Consider the following 19,779-nt stretch of genomic DNA (forward strand, 5'->3'; position numbering starts at 1 on the left):
TTTTCAGCGAATGCTTCTTTACGGTGCGCTGCCGTTTGAATGGAAGGCTGAAATGGCCTTGTTTCTACATCATTATTTTGAGGGTCACTGGAAGGAAACTGCATGATTCTGGTTAATCAACACGCGTGTAAATTTAATGTAAATTCAGCCTTTTTTCTAGCAAAATATGAGTAAATACAGTAAACTGTAGTTGTCAGACACTTTAGACCTGCCGAAAGCGGGCCGCAAAGGCGTTATACTCTTAGCCTTTGATCCATATTTTTGTGCAAAGGAGATGTCTGAGACACTTCATCAAACCAATAAGATTGTTGCTGCCGTCTGTTGTTATGCCTCAGGGAAAAATGATGAGGGAGTGGTTTTTTGAAACCGACTACAAACCGGATGCTGAATCGCATTAAATCCGTCTACATGTTTATAAAAGAAAATGGAACTGTGACGACACAGGATATTGTAGATGAGTTCGGCATCACTCCGCGCACCATTCAACGCGATTTAAATGTACTGGCTTATAATGAGCTTGTCTTTAGTCCAACCCGCGGAAAATGGACGACAACAGAAAAAAAGGTACGAATGACGTCATAATGTTTATAATAAAACGGCTGTCCCATAGCGGACAGCCGTTTTTTCAGTTTCCTTTTAGTATAGACACTTCTTCTTCAGTCAATTCACGGTACTCGCCGAGTTCAAGCGATTCATCGAGCTTCAGCGGTCCCATCGATAAACGCTTTAAATACAGCACTTCTTTCCCGACTGCTAAAAACATGCGCTTCACCTGGTGAAACTTTCCTTCTGTGATTGTCAGTTCAATGTCCGATTCCTCACCGCTCGATAAAATAACGAGTTCGCCCGGCTTCGTTACGTAGCCGTCATCGAGTGTGACACCATTGGCAAAAGCTTTTATATCTTCTTCTGTCACCTGCCCTTTTATATGCGCAAAATACGTTTTCGGAACATGGTGCTTTGGTGATAATAACTGATGTGATAATTGTCCATCATTTGTCAAAAGCAAAAATCCTTCCGTATCTTTATCAAGACGGCCAACCGGATGCGGCTCAAAGTGCTTATGCTTATCATCAAGCAAATCGATAACCGTTTCATCCCGTTTATCTTCCGTTGCAGACACGACGCCGTCCGGCTTGTTCATCATTAAATAAATAAATTCACGGTATTCAACTGGTTCATCAAACAGCTGAACATCATCAGTTTCAGGGTCGACATGTATTTTTGCATCTTTCACCATTTTTCCATTAACCGTCACACCCCCGCTTTTCAAGAGCTTTTTTACTTCTTTCCGGGAACCGATTCCCGAATTGGCGAGCATTTTATCTAAACGCATATTGTTCCTCTTTTCCATTATGCTTTTTTTTAGCGGAGTTTTCGTTTAATCCCATCCAGCCTTGATCCGAACAATGTATCTAAAAGCCCTGCTTTGCTGCTCAGTGCAAAATACACAACTGCTCCGGCGGCTGCACAAATCATAATCATGAACAGGGACTGAATACGTGATTGTTCATCAAGTACCAAACGTAAGACGATTGACAATGCCATGACCACAACGGACATTGCCCCGTTAAATATGGCGATTAATCCAATGTTCTTTGCAAGAGGCCGTAATGAATAGCCGGCAAAATGACGAATGACAAGCAAGTTCATCACAATGGATAGACTGAAGCCGATGGCAGTAGCATATACAGCACCCTGTGTTTCAAACAGTTTGATTAACGGAATATTAAAGGCAAGTTTGAACAAAATCCCCGTTAATAAACTCAGCACTGTAAAGCGCTGTTCATTGATTCCCTGCAAAATCGCCGCCGTCACTGAAAATAAAGCAAGCAAGATCGCGACAGGCGCATAGACACGCAATACATCCGTGCCAAGTGGATCAAAGCCATAAAAAACAGTGTAAAAAGGACCCGACAACAATGTAATCCCAATCGCAGCAGGTATTGTTAAGAAAAGAAGCACCTCAAAGGTTTGATCAAGCTGCCTTTTCACAACATTCAAATCTCCTTTTACAAACGAACTGGTCACCAGCGGAACGAGTGTCATAGCAAATGCCGTTGCAAGAGACACAGGAATGATCACCAGTTTTTGCGTGCTGAAATTTAAAATACCGAAAGCTGCGTCTGCTTCTTTTGCAAGACCGATGGCTGACATCGCCCGGCTGAATGTGATTTGATCCACTACTTGGTAAAGCGGAATGGCAATACCAACGAAAATAAACGGAATGGCATAAACGACAATTTCAGAATACATGCCTGTCAATGATACGTCTGCCTGCCCTTTATCTTTTTCTAACAGCTCATCCAGATCTTTTTTCTGCTTAAAGAAATACCAAAATAAAACGAGAAGGCCAAATACAGCACCGATAAACGCCGCAAACGTTGCCACACTGATTGCCGTCACAACCGAACCGCCCATTAAATGAATGACAATATATGCGCCGGCAAGCAAAAAAACAATGCGGGCAATTTGTTCAACAACGGTTGATACAGCAGAAGGGACCATTGATTGATGACCCTGAAAAAAACCACGCATTAAACTCATAAATGGAACGATGATTAAAGCAAAACTGACCGCACGAATAACACTTGTTACCTGCTCAACCGTATAGACTTGTTCACTGTCTGGAATCGATAATTGTGCAAAAAACGGCGCAAATAAATACATGACAATAAAAGCAGCCATTCCGGTCAATGACATGAGAACTAAGCCTGATTTAAATAATTTTCGCCCGACTGCATATTCTTCAAGCGCATTATATTTAGAAATGTATTTTGATACAGCAAGCGGCACACCGGCCGTTGCGATGCTGATAAAAATCGTATACGGCACATACCCGTAACTGTACAAAGCAGCTGCTTCTTTCCCGCCAATAATGCTGTAAAAAGGAATGACGTAAAATAGACCAAGAAATTTGGAGATGAACGTTCCGAGCGTTAAGATGAACGTTCCGCGTATTAAATTGGATGACATGATTAATCCCTCATTTTTAAAATAGAACACCAATAGATAGTGTAACTCTTCCAATCGTTTCTGACAATTTATTTCCCGTCTGCTATAATGAACAAAGTTTGAAGATGAGGTGACTGATATGTACGACGTTATCGTTGTGGGTGGCGGACCGGCGGGATTGATGGCGGCAATCGCATCCGGACGTGCCGGCGCACGCACACTGTTAATTGATAAAGGAAAAAAACCGGGCAACAAACTGCAAATATCAGGCGGCGGACGGTGCAATGTGACGAACCGGTTGCCTGTGGAAGAAATTATCAGCCATATTCCGGGGAATGGACGGTTTTTGTACAGCGCGTTTTCTGTTTTCAGCAATGAAGATATTATCCGTTTCTTTGAAAATCTTGGCGTTAAATTGAAGGAAGAGGATCACGGCCGCATGTTTCCGGTATCAAACCGGGCGCAGGATGTCGTGGAAGCACTGCTTGGTGAACTGAAGCGGCTGCGTGTTGACATGCGTCTTGAATCGCCTGTCGGAAAATTGTTGATGAACGATGACCGGATCACCGGTGTCCGGTTGAAATCCGGTGAAGAAATTAGTGCCGGGGCTGTCGTTCTTGCCACAGGAGGCAAAGCCGTTCCGCAGACGGGATCAACCGGCGACGGGTATCCATGGGCAGAACGGGCTGGCCATACCGTGACCGAGCTGTTCCCGACAGAAGTTCCGATCACCTCAAAAGAACCGTTTATCGTCAACCGCTCGATGCAGGGGCTTGCATTGCGAGATGTCGGCTTATCCGTGCTGAACAAAAAAGGGAAAGTGATTGTCACACACCGTATGGATATGCTGTTTACCCATCTCGGAGTATCCGGCCCTGCAGCACTTCGCTGCAGTCAATATGTCGTGAAAGAATTGAAAAAAAATGGAGCACCTGTTTACATGTCCATTGACGCGTGGCCTGACGGCAATGAACATGAGGCCGGAGTCGAAATACGCAAACAGCTGAAAGAAGAACCGAAAAAAGCGGTAAAAAACAGCTTAAAAGGACTGCTGCCCGAGCGTTATTTACACTTTTTGCTTGAACGGGCCGGAATTGATCCAGATATTCCCGGCAATCAACTATCGGATGCTGCGATTCGGGAACTTGCTTCCTTCATAAAATCATTTAAAATGGCTGTCAACGGGACATTGCCGCTTGAAAAAGCGTTTGTCACCGGCGGAGGCGTATCTGTAAAAGAAATTGAACCAAAAACGATGGCGTCGAAAAAGAAACAGGGCCTCTTTTTCTGCGGGGAAATTATCGACATCCACGGCTACACGGGAGGCTACAATATTACAGCCGCTCTCATTACCGGCCATATTGCCGGCACAAATGCGGCGCGCTTGAATAAAGAGTAACAAGAGTGCTAACTTAACATTTCTCCAAAAAGACGATGAATATTATCCACATATTGTCTATGGTGAAGGCCGGATTGTGAGTCCTTCAGACCGATTTATCGACAGGAAAGCCGGATTCTGCCTCATGAAGGCCTAATTAATAGAAATTCGGCCTAAATGACAAGGAAACCGGCCCAAAGTGCAAAAAATCCGGCTATAGAAATAAAAAGGGATGTCTCAATGAGCTTTTGAGACATCCCTTTTGCTTTTTCTTATTTCGGCGCTGTTTCGCCTGTGTATTCAAGCATGCCGCCTGTCATATTTGTCGCTTTGTAGCCATTTTCGATCAAGTAGCGCGATACGTTTTCCGAGCGCATGCCGGATCGGCAAATAATAATATAATCTGTTTCCTTGTCGAGACGGTCCAAATTGTCTGGAATTGTGTTCATGACAATGTGTTCAGCCTGCGGGATCATCCCCTCCGCCACTTCAACGTCTTCACGAACATCGATCAATGCGAGGTTTTCACCGTTTTCAAGCTTTTGTCTTACTTCTTCTGCCGTAATTGTTGGAATCATCTTGATCATCCCTTCAAAATTAGTTAGCGACGACGTTCACAAGTTTCCCTGGAACGGCAATCACTTTACGGATTGTTTTTCCGGCAAGATCCGCCTGGAATTTTTCATCCGCCAGCGCAATCTCTTCCATTTGTTCCCGCGTCGCATCTTTTGAAACCATTAATTTCGTTTTTACTTTTCCATTTAATTGAAGCACAATTTCCACTTCGTCATCGACTAGCTTCGAGGCATCAAATTCCGGCCACGCTTCGTACGTAACCGTTTCTGTATGACCGAGCTTTTCCCAAAGTTCTTCTGCCAAATGCGGTGCGAGCGGCGATAATAATTTCACAAACCCTTCTGCAAACGCAGTTGGAATGGTTTCAGCTTTATTCGCTTCATTCACAAATACCATCATTTGTGAAATGGCTGTGTTAAAGCGCAGTCCCTCATAGTCATCCGTCACTTTTTTCACCGTTTGATGGTACACTTTTTCAAGCTCGGAGCTGTTTTCGGTTACTTTGCGGGTGAGCGTTCCATCTTCATTCACAAACAAACGCCAGATTCGGTCGAGGAAGCGCCGGGCACCGTCAAGTCCGGTTGTGCTCCATGCGACAGACGCATCTAAAGGTCCCATGAACATTTCATAAAGACGAAGCGTATCCGCACCGTGGCTTTCGACGATTTCGTCCGGATTGACAACGTTGCCTTTCGATTTACTCATTTTTTCATTGTTTTCACCAAGGATCATGCCTTGGTTAAACAATTTCTGGAATGGTTCTTTCGTATGAACAACGCCGATATCATACAAAACTTTGTGCCAGAAACGCGCATATAAAAGGTGAAGAACTGCGTGTTCCGCTCCGCCAATGTAAATATCAACCGGCAGCCAGCGTTTTAGTTTTTCCGGATCGGCCAGGGCTTCCGAATTGTCTGGATCAATAAAACGCAAGTAATACCAGCAGCTGCCTGCCCATTGCGGCATTGTATTCGTTTCGCGGCGGCCTTTTTTGCCTGTTTCCGGGTCCACAACATTGACCCAGTCTTCAATGACCGCAAGCGGCGATTCGCCTGTTCCGGACGGACGAATTTCCGTTGTTTTCGGTAAAACAAGCGGCAATTCTGATTCCGGAACAGCCGTTGTTGTGCCGTTTTCCCAGTGAATAATCGGAATCGGCTCACCCCAGTATCGCTGGCGGCTGAACAGCCAGTCACGGAGACGGTACGTTACTTTTTTCGTGCCGACACCTTCCTTTTCCAGCCATTCAATCATCGTTTTAATGCCGTCTTCTTTGTTTAAACCATTAAGAAAATCAGAATTCACGTGCGGTCCATCACCTGCATAGGCCGCTTCTTCTACATTTCCGCCGGCCACTACTTCTTTAATCGGCAAATCGAATTTTTTCGCAAATTCATAGTCGCGTTCATCGTGGGCAGGTACAGCCATAATGGCGCCTGTTCCGTATGTGATCAATACATAGTCCGCAATCCAGATCGGCATTTTTTCACCGTTGACCGGATTAACTGCGTATGCACCTGTAAATACACCCGTTTTATCTTTCGCCAAGTCTGTACGTTCCAGATCGCTTTTCGATTTGACTTGGTTAACATACGCTTCAACAGCCTCTTTTTGCTCCGCTGCTGTTATTTTATCAACGAAAGGATGCTCAGGCGCAAGAACAGCGTAAGTCGCACCGAACAATGTATCCGGACGTGTTGTGAACACCGTAAATGTTTCATCGTAACCATCAATCGCAAACGTCACTTCCGCCCCTTCAGAACGGCCGATCCAGTTGCGCTGCATTTCTTTAATGCTGTCCGGCCAGTCGAGCTCATCCAGGTCTTCAAGCAAACGGTCCGCATATTTCGTAATTTTCAGCATCCACTGCTTCATCGGACGGCGTTCAACCGGATGACCGCCGCGCTCGGATTTTCCGTCGATGACTTCTTCGTTGGCAAGTACAGTGCCAAGCGCCGGGCACCAGTTCACCGGTACTTCATCTACATAGGCAAGCCCTTTTTTATACAGCTGCAGAAAAATCCACTGCGTCCACTTGTAATAGTTCGGATCGGTTGTATTAATTTCCCGGTCCCAATCGTATGAAAAGCCGAGTGATTTAATCTGGCGGCGGAAGTTGTTAATGTTCTGCTCGGTAAATTCAGCCGGATCGTTCCCCGTATCAAGTGCATACTGCTCCGCCGGAAGTCCAAACGCATCCCAGCCCATCGGATGAAGCACGTTATAGCCCTGCATCCGCTTGAAACGGCTTAAAATATCCGTCGCTGTATAGCCTTCCGGGTGGCCGACGTGAAGCCCGGCACCGGATGGATACGGAAACATATCAAGCGCGTAAAATTTTGGCTTATCTGTCTCTTCATTCATTTTAAATGTTTTATTATTTTCCCAGTAGTGCTGCCATTTTTGTTCAATTTGCTTATGATCGAAATTCATTCGTTGAACCTGCCTTCCATCTTCTATAATCTACAAATGAAAAAACTCCCGCCCCAAAATATGGGACAGGAGAGAATGGTCTCTTCCCTTGGTACCACCCAATTGTGAATGTTAACCAGCCTGCACCATTGCCGACTCTTCATTAATCTTTATCTCTCATTGTAAAAAAACTTCGGTTAATATGCAAGCGCATTTTACCCGGGAGGATGTTCATGTTAAAATTTTAGCGGAGTATTGAAGGAGGAATGGATGATGACAAACCCGTTTCCGTACGCGAGCGACGATAAACGGTACCATACATGGAACTACCATTTGAGAGAGCACTTTGGGCATAAAGTGTTTAAAATCGCACTTGACGGCGGCTTTGACTGCCCGAATCGGGACGGCACGGTCGCGTTCGGCGGCTGCACCTTTTGCAGCGCGGCCGGTTCCGGCGATTTTGCCGGCGACCGTGTCGATCCGCTTGAAAAGCAGTTTCACGATATCAAAAGTAAAATGCATCAAAAATGGAAAAACGGCAAATACATGGCCTATTTTCAAGCATATACAAACACGCATGCACCTGTTGATGTGCTCCGCGAAAAATATGAAAGTGTTTTAAAACAGGATGACGTGGTGGCTTTATCGATTGCGACCCGTCCCGACTGTCTGCCCGATGACGTGGTCGATTATTTAGCCGAACTGAATGAACGGACGTATTTATGGGTCGAGCTCGGCCTGCAGACCGTCCATGAAAAAACAGCCCGCATTATTAATCGTGCCCATGATTTTCAAACATATGTCGAAGGAGTTGAAAAACTTCGCAAACATAATATTCGCATCTGCTCCCATCTTATAAACGGCCTTCCGCTTGAAACGCCGGAAATGATGATGGAAACAGCGGAAACCATTGCGGATCTTGACGTGCAAGGCATTAAAATTCACCTGCTGCATTTATTAAAAGGAACACCGCTTGTGAAACAGTATGAAAAAGGACTGCTCGAATTTTTATCATTCGATGACTATGTCAATCTCGTCGTGGATCAGCTCGAAATTTTGCCGCCGGAAATGATCGTTCACCGCATTACAGGCGATGGCCCGATCGACTTAATGGTCGGCCCGATGTGGAGCGTCAATAAGTGGGAAGTCTTAAATGCGATTGATGCGGAACTCGTCCGCCGCGGCAGCTGGCAGGGGAAATTTTATAAAGGAGCAGCCCTGCACCTATGACACTCGACGGCATTTTACCATTCGCGCAAAAGTTGCTCGAAAACGCAGTGTCACCTGGTGATGCTGTCGTAGACGCCACAGCCGGAAATGGACATGACACGCTGTTTTTAGCGAATCTCGCAGGGGAATCTGGACGGATATACGCATTCGATGTGCAGAAGCAGGCGATCGAAAAAACAAGCGGGCGTTTAAGCGAGGCGGGTCTTTTAAACCGTGTTTCTCTTTTTCATGCCGGACATGAACAGGCGGCAGCACTGATTCCCGCTTTGGATCATGGAAGGATTTCCGCTGCCATTTTCAACCTCGGCTATTTGCCAAAAAGCGACAAAACCATTGTCACGAAACCGGAGACGACAATTGACGCGGTCAAGCAGTTATTTAACATAATGAAGCCAGGCGGTGTCATTGTGCTCGTCATTTACCACGGCCACGAAGAAGGAGCTATAGAACGGGATGCTGTTGTTTCTTTTGCCGCATCTCTTGATCAGCAGCAGGCTCATGTGATGCGGTACGAATTCATTAACCAGGCCAACAATCCGCCGTTTATTATTGCCATTGAAAAACGGGGATAAATAGAACCGGATTATTAAGCGCGACGGCCGGAAAATTTTTTCTCAGGCCGGATTCTGGCTCCCGAAGGCCGGAAAATCCCGAATCCGGCCCGGCACACCCTTTTTCCGGCCCACATTTCAATAATACGTCCTTTTTTCAAATATTCCGGCCTTATAATCGGAGACTGACACCGTTCCATATAAAAACACGCCCGCGGATGCACGATCTGCGGGCGTGTTTTTATATCGTTTTTGCCACATCGGCCAGCAGTTCAAATGACCGTTTCTTTTTCTCAAAGTCGTACAAAATCGTAACAGCCATTAACTCATCCGTTTCAAATTCTTCCTGTAATCGAACCAGCTCAGCACGAATGGTTTTCGGACCGCCGACAATCATTCGCTTCCGGTTTTCTTCGACATGAACTTTTTCATATTGATTATAAGAATACGCCGCTGCCTTTTCCGGCGATGGGGTTCCATTTGATGGGATACCTTGTGCCGACATCATTAACGACAAGTCAAGACTGCCGGCAAGAAAGTCTGCTTCTTCGTCCGTATCCGCGCAAATAACAAACACGGCCGCCATACTTTTAGGCTGATCCAAATAGGCAGAAGGCTGAAACTGGTCGCGGTATTCTTTCAAAACCTCCCGTCCTTCATCTCCGTTAATGAAGCGGGCAAACGTATAAGGAAGCCCTTTTTCCGCTGCCAGCACAGCGCTTGACAGGTTGGACCCAAGCATCCACAATTCAGGTGCTTTTTGCACAATTGGCGTTGCGCGTACGCCATTATAAATATACGGAACCGGCTGATCGTGTAAATAAGCCAAAACATCATCAATTTGTTCCGGATAACGAGCCGAATCCCGCTTCCGTCCTTCCGACAGTGCAAACGATGCACGCGGCATGCCGCCAGGCGCCCGGCCAACACCGAGATCAATCCGGCCGGGTGCCAGACCAGAAAGAACGCGGAAATTTTCCGCCACTTTATAGGCGCTGTAATGCGTCAGCATCACACCGCCGGACCCAAGCCGGATGGTGTTTGTTTTCGCTGCCATATATGAGAGAAGCACTTCCGGTGACGAGCCGGCCAGCGTTGTCGTGTCATGATGCTCCGATACCCAGAACCGGCTGTACCCTAATTTCTCAGCGTGCTGTGAAAGCTCCACTGTTTCCCGCAATGCTTCTTCCGCCGTTTTTCCTTCTGAAATCGGCGACTGGTCTAAAATGTTTACCTTCATCCTTTTTCACCTCTCGTGTGTCCATTCTATTTCGGAACACGAGAAAAATCTATTATTGTGCCCGGCGCCATTTTCTCCATGTTTTGTATGTGCGGCCATTCCAATAAAAGAACATGCTTGACGGGCCAGCTGTATGAACGAGCTTACGGCATTGATGACGCACGCTTTTCTTTGCGGCTGCTTTCTCTTCGGATAAATACACCGCCACGATGCCTTCAATTAAAAATGAATGAAATTTCGCATGCGGAAGCCGCTCTGTCCCTTCTTTTGCTTTCTGTAAAAAATGTAAAAAACGATCCATCATGACGGTTTCATTTTCATAGTACGTGCAAAAATTCAACTCGCCGTCTTCGAGATCTTCTTCTTGATCAATGAAATAATCCAGCAAAATATGAATACCCTGTCCATATGGAAAGTAACAGTCACGCACCATTTTTGCATACGTCGGTGTAAAAGCCGGCTGCATCGCACACGACATTAAGCAGTACACGCCAACCGTCGAACCGGTGCAGGCCGAAAACTCGTACCATGTCATTTCCGGCAAATCCGCCTTATAGCTTTCAAACCAGCGGATCAGCCGCTCTTCCCGTTCTTCCTCGCGCACGTGCTTATGAATTTGCAGTTCACTGTAATGTTGGCTTAAATCAAGCACATGCGGTTTTGCAGCCGCAAATGAAGGGGTTTTAGCCACAATCCGCCGGCAGCCTTCCACAAGCGCATTTAAATAGCCTCCGTCGTCTTTCGTGTCACGGAAGCGGTAATAATCGCTTTTGGTCTGGCCCGGAAAAAAGCAGTCGTGGAGTGCTTCGTGCAGCGCCGCAAAGTCATCAGGATTAAACGATGTCGTCTGGTCGCACAAATTATCGAGATAATCGCAAATGAGCTGATACGGCACAATAAACGAAATTGCATCCGCTGATTTTTCACCCGCAAGCAACGAAATCACACCGCCAGCTTCACAGTGAAAATACTTTTTTTCATATACATCGAGCGCCTGCTGACGAAGCTCTTGATCTGGTATTTTATTCGCCAGCACTTTCCATTTGCTCCATTCCGCTTTCACTGCCGGAAAAATATCTTTATAAATTTTTCGCATTAATAAAAGCGAATTTTTAGGGACCGTCATCAATTTACCTCACTTTTCAATAATAAAACCGAGTGCGCGGAGCCGGTTATGAACAAAATCAAGCGCATATTGAAACACATCTTCCCGCTCCGGTTCATTAAAAATTTCATGATACAATTCCGGCCATTCTTTATACTGCAGCTCGGACACATCCATTTTTTTCACAAATGCGCGGACAGCACTTCCATCCGTTACTTTGTCATCACCAGCCTGCATGATAAGATGCGGGATATCGGGTATTTCACCTAGACCCGCTGCCGCTATTTTAATCGCCTGCACAATTTCACGATACCAGCGGACCGATACTTTTCGGACAAACAGCGGATCGTCCTGGTCAAATGCCCGCACTTCTTCATTGCGTGTTGCCATTTCAACGGTAATACCGGAATCAAATTTTAAGGACGGTGTGACCGAATTGAGGCCGTGTGACATGACGTTTAAATGCTTTGAGGGAGCATGCTTCATTTTAAAAAGCGGTGACGATAAGATCACACCTGCAAGTTCCGGCTTTTGTTCCTGCAAATAACGGGTGACAATAAGGCCTCCCATGCTGTGGCCGAGTAAAAAAACAGGCACATCAAATTGAAACGCAGCCCTTACCCAGTCCGAAATTTCATTTGTATATTCAGTAAAGGATGAAATGTGGCCGCGTCTCGCCCGCGATGTCATTCCCTGCCCAGGCAAATCACCCATCACAACGTTAAACCCATTCCGGCGCCACATCTCAATGAGCCAGCCATACCGTCCATGATGCTCAAGCGCACCATGCACCATGACGATGACACCTTTTGGCTTCCCTTCACATTCCCATTTCCACATATGTATTCTCTCCTTCAAAAACGACAGTCGTTTTTTCTATTATACAAATCTTTTCCCGTCCGATAAAATAAAACGATAGATTCAAAATAAGAAAGGGGTTTCAATCATGATATATCCGTACAATGGAAAAGAACCGGACATTGCAGAGTCAGCCTTTATAGCAGACTTTGTGACCATTACAGGTGATGTGGCAATTGGCGAGGAGTCGACGATCTGGTACAACACGGTCATCCGCGGTGATGTGGCGCCAACCATAATCGGCAAACGTGTCAACGTACAGGACAATTCTGTTTTGCATCAAAGTCCAAACAACCCGCTCATCCTTGAAGATAACGTCACAATAGGCCATCAAGTCATTTTACATAGCTGCAAAATCAGAAAAGGTGCACTGGTCGGCATGGGATCGATTGTTTTAGATAATGCTGAAGTCGGAGAAGGAGCCTTCATCGGAGCCGGCAGCCTTGTCCCGCCCGGAAAAGTCATTCCGCCAAACACCATGGCATTTGGCCGCCCAGCGAAAGTCATCCGTGAGATTAATGAAGATGACCGGAAAGACATGGAGCGGATCGTGCGTGAATACGCGGAAAAAGGACAATATTATAAATCGATTCAAAAGTAACTGAAGAACCCGAAGCTGTTAAAGACAGCTTTTCCTAAATGTATGATGACTTCTTCCTTTACATTCTGAATTCCTATCAGCAAAAAAAGACTGCCTGAACGAGATGTTCAGGCAGTCTTTTTATCTTATTTCGCTGCTGCTTTTAATACTTCCGCTTTATCCGTACGCTCCCATGGAAGATCCACGTCTGTACGTCCGAAGTGTCCGTATGCCGCTGTCTGGCGGTAAATAGGACGGCGCAGGTCAAGCATTTTAATAATGCCCGCTGGACGAAGGTCGAAGTTGTTGCGAATCACATCAACAAGGACTTCTTCTGATACTGTACCTGTTCCAAATGTATCGACCGCGATGGATACCGGCTGTGCGACTCCGATTGCGTATGCAAGCTGTACTTCACATTTATCTGCAAGACCTGCAGCGACGATGTTTTTCGCTACATAGCGCGCTGCATAAGCGGCAGAACGGTCCACTTTTGTCGGATCTTTACCTGAGAATGCGCCGCCGCCGTGACGGGCGTAGCCGCCGTATGTATCGACGATAATTTTACGGCCCGTTAAGCCAGCATCCCCTTGTGGTCCGCCAATAACGAATCGGCCAGTCGGGTTAATGAAGAATTTCGTTTCAGAATCAATCAATTCAGCCGGAACGACTTCATTAATAACGTGCTCACGAATTTCTTTTTGAATTTGTTCAAGTGTAATTTCCGGATGGTGCTGAGTTGAAATAACAATTGTATCAACGCGAACCGGCTGACCGTTTTCATTGTATTCAACTGTTACTTGCGTTTTTCCGTCTGGACGAAGATAATCAAGCACTTCCTCTTTGCGCACTTGCGTCAGACGGCGTGCAAGTTTATGAGCAAGTGAAATCGGAAGCGGCATTAATTCATCTGTTTCGTTGCACGCAAACCCGAACATTAAGCCCTGGTCACCGGCACCGATTTCATCGATCTCTTTATCTGTCATCTGCCCTTCACGCGCTTCAAGTGCAACGTTAACCCCGGCAGCGATATCAGGAGACTGCTCATCAATCGACGTCAATACACCTGCCGTTTCAGAGTCAAACCCGTATTTCGCGCGGACATATCCAATTTCTTTTACCGTTTCACGAACGATTTTTGGAATATCTACATAAGATGAAGTCGTAATTTCACCCGCAACAAGTACAAGCCCTGTTGTAACAGATGTTTCCGCAGCTACGCGGGCATTTGGATCTTTGTCAAGAATGGCATCAAGAATCGCATCGGAAATCTGGTCACAGATTTTATCTGGATGTCCTTCCGTTACGGATTCCGATGTAAACAGACGGCGCTGTTTTGTCATGAAAAAATTCCTCCTTTAAATCAGTATGTGTACGGTACTCATTTTCCCCCGATGATCCGAAAAATAAAAAAACTCTCCCGGCATAGAGAGAGGAAAGGTTGTTTTTACTCGGGCCTTTCACTCTTATCGTCCAAGGCTGATCCTTGCTCAGGTTTAGCACCTTTTCCGCTGCTCGCGGCAGGTTGCTGGGTTTCACAGGGCCTGTCCCTCCACCGGCTCAGGATAAGAGTATCCGTTCAAGTGTCAATGTTACGAAATATCGCGCATCATGTCAACCGATTTTTTCTGAGAAATAGAAGGCGGTAAAATTATGTTATCTTTTATGCGAATTATCACCCTTTTTTTCCATTAATATAGTATACTTATTAAACCTCATTATCCAGAGAAAGCGAATTCAAGGAAAAAAAGTTTTTTTGAATAGTATAGACTATTCATTTTAATGTGTTATACTAATTTCAAGTTAATCAAACACATATAAAATTTAGATAAAGGATGGTCGTACAAATATGAACTCTTTAACTGTTTCCAGCGAAATCGTCGAGCTGCTGAAAGGCTCAAATATTATTCTTCAGCCTTCCGTACCTGTGCTTGTTGAAAAGGTGCTTAAGCGCGGCGAAGGCATTTTAACCGCCTCCGGTGCGGTTCGCGCCGAAACAGGCAAATATACGGGCCGCTCCCCGAAAGACAAATTCACTGTTCAAGAAGCGTCCGTAAAAGATAAAATCGACTGGGGAAGCGTGAACCAGCCGATCTCCGTAGAAAAGTTCAATAGCTTGTACGAAAAAGTTGTCCGTCATTTAAAAGAAAAAGACGAACTATTCGTTTTCAAAGGATTTGCCGGCGCGGATCAAAATCACCGTCTGCCTATTCAGGTCATTAATGAATACGCATGGCACAACTTATTCGTCCACCAGCTTTTCATCCGTCCGACAAAAGAAGAATTGCGCGCTCATGAAGCCGGCTTCACTGTTTTATCAGCACCAACCTTCAAAGCGGATCCGTTAGTGGACGGCACAAACTCTGAAACATTCATTATTGTATCATTCGAACAGCGTGTCGTTTTAATCGGCGGTACAGAATATGCCGGTGAAATGAAGAAATCGATTTTCTCTGTGATGAACTACCTGCTTCCTGAAAATAACGTGTTGTCCATGCACTGCTCCGCCAATGTCGGCTACGAAGGCGATGTCGCTTTATTTTTCGGTCTTTCCGGAACAGGAAAGACAACGCTTTCTGCCGATCCAAACCGACGCTTAATCGGTGATGATGAGCATGGCTGGTCCGCAAACGGTGTATTCAATATTGAAGGCGGCTGCTACGCAAAAACAATCGGACTGACTCGTGAAAAAGAACCGCAAATTTTCGATGCGATCCGCTTCGGCTCTGTACTCGAAAATGTTATTCTCGATCATGACACGCGCCTTCCGGATTACGATGACAATGTGTTAACTGAAAATACGCGTGCCGCTTACCCGCTGCAAGCGATTGACAACATTGTTGATCCAAGTGTCGCCGGTCACCCAAATACCATTATTTTCTTAACGGCTGATGCATTCGGTGTCCTGCCTCCAATCAGCAAGCTGTCAAAAGAGCAGGCGATGTACCATTTCTTGAGCGGCTACACATCAAAACTTGCCGGAACAGAACGCGGAATTACAAGTCCTCAGGCTACGTTCTCAACGTGCTTCGGCTCGCCGTTCCTTCCTCTTCCGGCAACAGTGTACGCGGAAATGCTCGGCAAAAAGATCGATGAGCATAACGCGCAGGTCTTCCTTGTGAACACAGGCTGGACTGGCGGCGAATACGGAACAGGCCATCGTATGAAGCTTTCATACACGCGTGCCATGATTCAGGCAGCGCTTGAAGGTGAACTGAACAATGTGGAAACGTACACAACGAAAGTATTCGGACTCGATATTCCTGTTCACGTGCCAGGTGTGCCAGATGACGTCTTAATTCCGCGCAAAGCATGGGCAGACGAAGAGGCATTTATGGAAAAAGCAAAACAGCTTTCTGCTAAATTCCGCGAGAATTTCAAAAAATTCGCCGGTGTTCCTTCTGAAATTGAAGAACTTGGCGGACCAAAACTGTAAACAGCAAAAAGAGAGGTTCTGTAAATCATGAGTCTGTGATTTACGGAACCTCTTTTCTGTTCTTCTCAAGCTAAGTTTTTGCACATGCACAGGAATCGTCAATTCGTTGATTTTAACGATACAAGAGTGTAAGTAATCGTGGTCGAATTGTTTGTCCATTCCACTTTTGTAATGAGCGCAGTGCCGCTCTGCTCACTGTCTTTCGTTTTATGAACAGCAATAGGAATAGAGATTGGGTACAGTCTGTATCCCTTCTTTTTCAACACAAACCGATTGTCCTCTTTCCTCATTTCATTTCCTTTTGTCACAATCATCGTATTTAATTCCAACGGCATACCCATTATTCATTCCCCTTTCATCCAGACTGCCACTTTCCGGACAATTTGCCGGTTGACATCTGGAGGTATGTAATGGTCGTATTCATCAAAATACATCGTGTCTGCTTTTGGTAATTTTTTTTCGAGCCGGTAAGCATGTTCAGCGGATACATTATCATCAAGCCGGCCATGAATAATCAAAACAGGTGAAGTAATTTTATGAACATCTTCAAGAGGTGTGCGCCATTTATACTGTTCCGGGACTTTCGAAGGGCTGCCGCCAATCACCCGTTTCATCATACGTCTCATATCTTTCCTCTCCTCATACGTAAGCACCATATCTGACACACCCCCCCACGTCACTAATGAAGCAGCCGGTTTATGAATCGCCGTTAAAAGGGCCATGACCCCTCCCCGTGAAAACCCGAATACGTGAACGCGGTTGTTTTTTACACGCGGATAATCCCTCAGCAAATCAAAGGCGGAAAACGCGTCTTCCCGGTCTTCTCCTGCAAAATCTTCATTTCCTTCTCCCCCGCGGTTGCCTCTGTAAAACGGAGCAAAGACGATAAACCCTTCTGCCGCAAATTCAGCAATCCGGGCAGGCCTTACCATTCCGACACCTTTAATGCCTCCGCGCAAATATAAAAACCCTTCATACAGCCCGTCATCTGCCGGCTCAGCTAGAAATCCTTTTACACGCAGGCCGGCCGATTCATACACAACAGAAAAGAGACGCACATTCGGGTTCGGAGATGGATACGGCGTACATTCAATCATATTAAACCGCTCCTCTTCAACTTTTCAAACGAGCAGGCAATTACATCATCTTTCATTAAAAATGAATAGGAGTCTTGAAAACGCGCTCGTAAAATATTGTTTTTTTCAATATAAGGGCCATCCGTTTCCAAATAATCGCCTTTCTTTTCTATATCCGTTACACGCGCGAAAAAAACCGCTTTTAAAAACGGTTTTTCCGGATCTTGCACACAATACTCGCCAATAAAATGTAAATGATCGACAAAAGCGCCGGTTTCTTCCCATATTTCACGCCGAGCCGCTTCCTCCAGCGTTTCATCTTCTTCCATTTTTCCGCCCGGAAATTCAAGACCCCTCGTGCGATGTTTCGTCAATAACCAGCCTTCTTCACAGCGGCAAATAATAAACACATGCGTAGGTGAGTCATGAAAAGCACCGGGTTCGAGTGATAATTGCACATTAAATCCATTTTTATCTATAAACGTATGCATCCATACCCCTCATCTCCACTTCATGTCTCTCTATTATACTTCATTCCGCATCTTTTTTATATGTGAGCGCGCTTCGTCATCACCCAGCTCATATACCTTATCATACACCGCCATCATCCGCCGGTCGTATTGATCATTATCTGCATCCAGATGATACGGAATGGATGGAAGATGTGCCCGCCAGAACGTACCGGAATCCGCTCCGTTCATCGCATTGAACATTTCCCGCAAGTCATGAATTTCCTTCTCATTGGCAAAAATACGGAAATTCCATGGCGATACGTCCGGTTTTGATTGTATCTCTCCATTGGCGATTTGTATATAATACGGCTGTTTTTCCAATTTCATCACCCCTTTTCGATTAAGATGCCCGAAACTTTTTTTTCCATTCAAATAAAAAAGTTGGAATATGAGAACGCTTTCATGTATAACTATATATATATTCTTTGGCGAAGGAGGGACAATGATGAAATTCGTGGATGAATTGTTCGAATTGTACCGGGGGAGGCTGCAAGGTACAGAGGATGACCTTGACATGATTACGCTGACGGTGCTCGGTGAAATGTCTAAAGCGGATATTTTAACGGTCATTCAGGATATGTCGGAAGAAGAGCTTGCCTGGCTGTTCCGCGTTTATTTGTATGAAGGACTGAAAGAAAAATTTAATCAGGATCAACTACCAGTAAGAAAAAATAATCATTTTCATTAATACATAAAAAAAAGACGGGATACGCCGTCTTTTTTACGTTAAACCGATACGTCTACAACTGTTCCCTTATAAGGATGCGGCGCTTCCTGCACGGCCGGTGCAGGCATCTGCTGAATCATTGCTGTAACAGCAGCCGTTTGTGTGGCCATCTGGCTTTTAAGCAAGTTTACATTTAACGTCCGGCGCAGATCGGCAACCTGCCCTTCCATAATTGAAGATAGTTCCATCGCCGCCCCCCCTTTTTCGATTCATCATACCAGAGAACCTTGAACTACCCCCACTTTCACTTCGTTTAGAAGTGGAGATTTCTGCGGACACCTAAGTATTCTTCAGTTTTTTAGCGGGCTACCCTCGTAGTCCCTACGATTGATACGAAATTCGTATGGTCTTTCTATCTTATCTTCGTGTATATGCTTGATTTTCGCACACAAAAGGAAAATGGTTATTCTTTGCGACCTTCGAAAGTTATAGGCGAACGATAGACAACAAACAGGTTCTATTTACGCAACTAGCACCACGCTAGAATCGTTCAAGAATATTGTATCACAAAACTTAGACTAACACCTGCTGCTATTCATCTCCCGCTTACTCATTGGGCTAATGCCCTTCTCATTCCTTGAAGTGGGAGTCTTCTCTCGAGACACGATAAAAAAATCGAGCCTGTTCATGGCTCGATTCCATATTATTTTCCAAGAAATGATTTAAGCATCCAGACATGTTTTTCAAGGCTTTGATGAATGGCAAGGAGCATGTCCCCTGTCGTTTCATCCCCTACTTCAGCCGCTAAATCCATCGCTTCTTTTAACTCGCCTGTTAGCGTTGTAAAATCGTCAATGATGGATTTAACCATTTCTTCAGCGGATTCTTTTCCTTCCGCTTCATTGACACTTGCTTTTTCTAGTGATTCCTGAAGTGTTGCAATCGGTTTTCCATCAAGTGCAAGAAGACGCTCCGCCAATTCATCAATATGAACGCTTGCTTCCGTGTACAGCTCTTCAAATTTCGCATGCAGAGTAAAGAACTGAGGACCTTTCACATACCAGTGGTAATTGTGAAGCTTCGTGTATAAAACCGTCCAGTTTGCAACTTGTTTGTTTACGCTGTTGATTAATTTCTTTGACATAAAAAAAATCCCTCCAAATTATGTAGTTTGGCTCATTACTATATTAATACCCGATTTGT

Annotated in this window: 21 protein-coding genes and 1 riboswitch; of the genes, 7 read left to right on the top strand and 14 right to left on the bottom strand. The window is 45.3% G+C overall.

Annotated features, from left to right (window positions below; all coding sequences use genetic code 11):
* The first annotated feature begins 360 nt into the window (after nt 1-360).
* On the top strand, nt 361-582 hold the full coding sequence (locus BTO30_RS13605; protein ID WP_075399267.1) for a DeoR family transcriptional regulator: 222 nt from the start codon (nt 361-363) through the stop codon (nt 580-582).
* 43 nt (nt 583-625) lie between these two features.
* Here BTO30_RS13605 and BTO30_RS13610 read toward each other — a convergent pair whose 3' ends face one another.
* Together BTO30_RS13610 and BTO30_RS13615 are read right to left on the bottom strand one after the other, a co-directional pair.
* On the bottom strand, nt 626-1,336 hold the full coding sequence (locus tag BTO30_RS13610) for a pseudouridine synthase (protein ID WP_075399268.1): 711 nt from the start codon (nt 1,334-1,336) through the stop codon (nt 626-628).
* 29 nt (nt 1,337-1,365) lie between these two features.
* Nucleotides 1,366-2,976 carry a putative polysaccharide biosynthesis protein gene (locus BTO30_RS13615; RefSeq protein ID WP_075399269.1) on the bottom strand — a complete coding sequence of 537 codons (1,611 nt, stop codon included), beginning with the start codon at nt 2,974-2,976 and terminating at the stop codon, nt 1,366-1,368.
* 118 nt (nt 2,977-3,094) lie between these two features.
* On the opposite strand from BTO30_RS13615, the gene BTO30_RS13620 reads away from it, so the two are divergent.
* On the top strand, nt 3,095-4,354 hold the full coding sequence (locus BTO30_RS13620; RefSeq protein ID WP_075399270.1) for a BaiN/RdsA family NAD(P)/FAD-dependent oxidoreductase: 1,260 nt from the start codon (nt 3,095-3,097) through the stop codon (nt 4,352-4,354).
* 251 nt (nt 4,355-4,605) lie between these two features.
* On the opposite strand, the gene BTO30_RS13625 is transcribed toward BTO30_RS13620, so the two are convergent.
* Together BTO30_RS13625 and leuS are read right to left on the bottom strand one after the other, a co-directional pair.
* Nucleotides 4,606-4,911 (bottom strand): rhodanese-like domain-containing protein, encoded by a 306-nt coding sequence (locus tag BTO30_RS13625; protein WP_211272847.1) that lies wholly within the window; start codon nt 4,909-4,911, stop codon nt 4,606-4,608.
* Nucleotides 4,912-4,930: 19 nt separating this feature from the next.
* Nucleotides 4,931-7,342: a leucine--tRNA ligase gene (gene leuS, locus BTO30_RS13630; protein ID WP_075399271.1), complete on the bottom strand. Its 2,412-nt coding sequence runs from the start codon at nt 7,340-7,342 to the stop codon at nt 4,931-4,933.
* A gap of 252 nt (nt 7,343-7,594) precedes the next feature.
* On the opposite strand from leuS, the gene mnmL reads away from it, so the two are divergent.
* The gene (gene mnmL, locus BTO30_RS13635) at nt 7,595-8,551 is read left to right on the top strand and encodes a tRNA modification radical SAM protein MnmL/YtqA (RefSeq protein WP_075399272.1); all 957 of its coding nucleotides are present in this window, start codon (nt 7,595-7,597) and stop codon (nt 8,549-8,551) included.
* Nucleotides 8,548-9,123 carry a tRNA 5-(aminomethyl)-2-thiouridylate-methyltransferase MnmM gene (mnmM, locus tag BTO30_RS13640; RefSeq protein ID WP_075399273.1) on the top strand — a complete coding sequence of 192 codons (576 nt, stop codon included), beginning with the start codon at nt 8,548-8,550 and terminating at the stop codon, nt 9,121-9,123. The genes mnmL and mnmM overlap by 4 nt, the downstream gene beginning before the upstream one ends.
* Nucleotides 9,124-9,343: 220 nt before the next feature.
* Here mnmM and BTO30_RS13645 read toward each other — a convergent pair whose 3' ends face one another.
* From BTO30_RS13645 to BTO30_RS13655, 3 genes are read right to left on the bottom strand one after another with little or no spacing between them, the layout of a single operon-like run.
* Nucleotides 9,344-10,342 (bottom strand): LLM class flavin-dependent oxidoreductase, encoded by a 999-nt coding sequence (locus BTO30_RS13645; RefSeq protein ID WP_075399274.1) that lies wholly within the window; start codon nt 10,340-10,342, stop codon nt 9,344-9,346.
* Nucleotides 10,343-10,394: 52 nt separating this feature from the next.
* On the bottom strand, nt 10,395-11,468 hold the full coding sequence (locus BTO30_RS13650; RefSeq protein ID WP_075399275.1) for a tetraprenyl-beta-curcumene synthase family protein: 1,074 nt from the start codon (nt 11,466-11,468) through the stop codon (nt 10,395-10,397).
* Between the two features lie 9 nt (nt 11,469-11,477).
* Nucleotides 11,478-12,287, bottom strand: coding sequence for an alpha/beta hydrolase (locus BTO30_RS13655; RefSeq protein ID WP_075399276.1), 810 nt, complete (start codon nt 12,285-12,287; stop codon nt 11,478-11,480).
* 106 nt (nt 12,288-12,393) lie between these two features.
* Here BTO30_RS13655 and BTO30_RS13660 point away from each other — a divergent pair, with 106 nt between their 5' ends.
* On the top strand, nt 12,394-12,906 hold the full coding sequence (locus BTO30_RS13660) for a gamma carbonic anhydrase (RefSeq protein ID WP_075399277.1): 513 nt from the start codon (nt 12,394-12,396) through the stop codon (nt 12,904-12,906).
* Nucleotides 12,907-13,031: 125 nt separating this feature from the next.
* On the opposite strand, the gene metK is transcribed toward BTO30_RS13660, so the two are convergent.
* Nucleotides 13,032-14,228, bottom strand: coding sequence for a methionine adenosyltransferase (gene metK / locus BTO30_RS13665; protein WP_075399278.1), 1,197 nt, complete (start codon nt 14,226-14,228; stop codon nt 13,032-13,034).
* A 120-nt stretch (nt 14,229-14,348) separates the two neighbouring features.
* Nucleotides 14,349-14,457: riboswitch (SAM riboswitch) on the bottom strand.
* A 277-nt stretch (nt 14,458-14,734) separates the two neighbouring features.
* Here metK and pckA point away from each other — a divergent pair.
* A complete protein-coding gene (gene pckA / locus BTO30_RS13670; protein ID WP_075399279.1) occupies nt 14,735-16,321 on the top strand; it encodes a phosphoenolpyruvate carboxykinase (ATP) in 1,587 nt (528 codons plus the stop codon).
* Between the two features lie 98 nt (nt 16,322-16,419).
* On the opposite strand, the gene BTO30_RS13675 is transcribed toward pckA, so the two are convergent.
* The 4 genes from BTO30_RS13675 to BTO30_RS13690 are packed head-to-tail and all read right to left on the bottom strand — an operon-like array spanning nt 16,420 to nt 18,230.
* Nucleotides 16,420-16,662, bottom strand: coding sequence for a DUF2584 domain-containing protein (locus BTO30_RS13675; protein ID WP_075399280.1), 243 nt, complete (start codon nt 16,660-16,662; stop codon nt 16,420-16,422).
* Between the two features lie 3 nt (nt 16,663-16,665).
* Entirely contained in the window at nt 16,666-17,418 is a 753-nt protein-coding gene (locus BTO30_RS13680; protein WP_075399281.1) for an alpha/beta hydrolase family protein, read from the bottom strand.
* Nucleotides 17,415-17,888: an RNA deprotection pyrophosphohydrolase gene (gene ytkD, locus BTO30_RS13685; RefSeq protein ID WP_075399282.1), complete on the bottom strand. Its 474-nt coding sequence runs from the start codon at nt 17,886-17,888 to the stop codon at nt 17,415-17,417. The genes BTO30_RS13680 and ytkD overlap by 4 nt, the downstream gene beginning before the upstream one ends.
* Before the next feature lie 33 nt (nt 17,889-17,921).
* Nucleotides 17,922-18,230 carry a hydrolase gene (locus BTO30_RS13690; protein ID WP_083632432.1) on the bottom strand — a complete coding sequence of 103 codons (309 nt, stop codon included), beginning with the start codon at nt 18,228-18,230 and terminating at the stop codon, nt 17,922-17,924.
* 124 nt (nt 18,231-18,354) lie between these two features.
* Here BTO30_RS13690 and BTO30_RS13695 point away from each other — a divergent pair, with 124 nt between their 5' ends.
* On the top strand, nt 18,355-18,597 hold the full coding sequence (locus BTO30_RS13695) for a DUF6154 family protein (RefSeq protein ID WP_075399284.1): 243 nt from the start codon (nt 18,355-18,357) through the stop codon (nt 18,595-18,597).
* A 38-nt stretch (nt 18,598-18,635) separates the two neighbouring features.
* On the opposite strand, the gene BTO30_RS13700 is transcribed toward BTO30_RS13695, so the two are convergent.
* Both BTO30_RS13700 and BTO30_RS13705 read right to left on the bottom strand, forming a co-directional pair.
* On the bottom strand, nt 18,636-18,824 hold the full coding sequence (locus BTO30_RS13700) for a hypothetical protein (RefSeq protein WP_075399285.1): 189 nt from the start codon (nt 18,822-18,824) through the stop codon (nt 18,636-18,638).
* 455 nt (nt 18,825-19,279) lie between these two features.
* Complete coding sequence (locus BTO30_RS13705; RefSeq protein WP_075399286.1) at nt 19,280-19,720, bottom strand: Dps family protein; 441 nt, start codon at nt 19,718-19,720, stop codon at nt 19,280-19,282.
* Between the last annotated feature and the right edge of the window lie 59 nt (nt 19,721-19,779).

This window comes from Domibacillus antri, assembly GCF_001936625.1.
Lineage (GTDB): Bacteria > Bacillota > Bacilli > Bacillales > Domibacillaceae > Domibacillus > Domibacillus antri.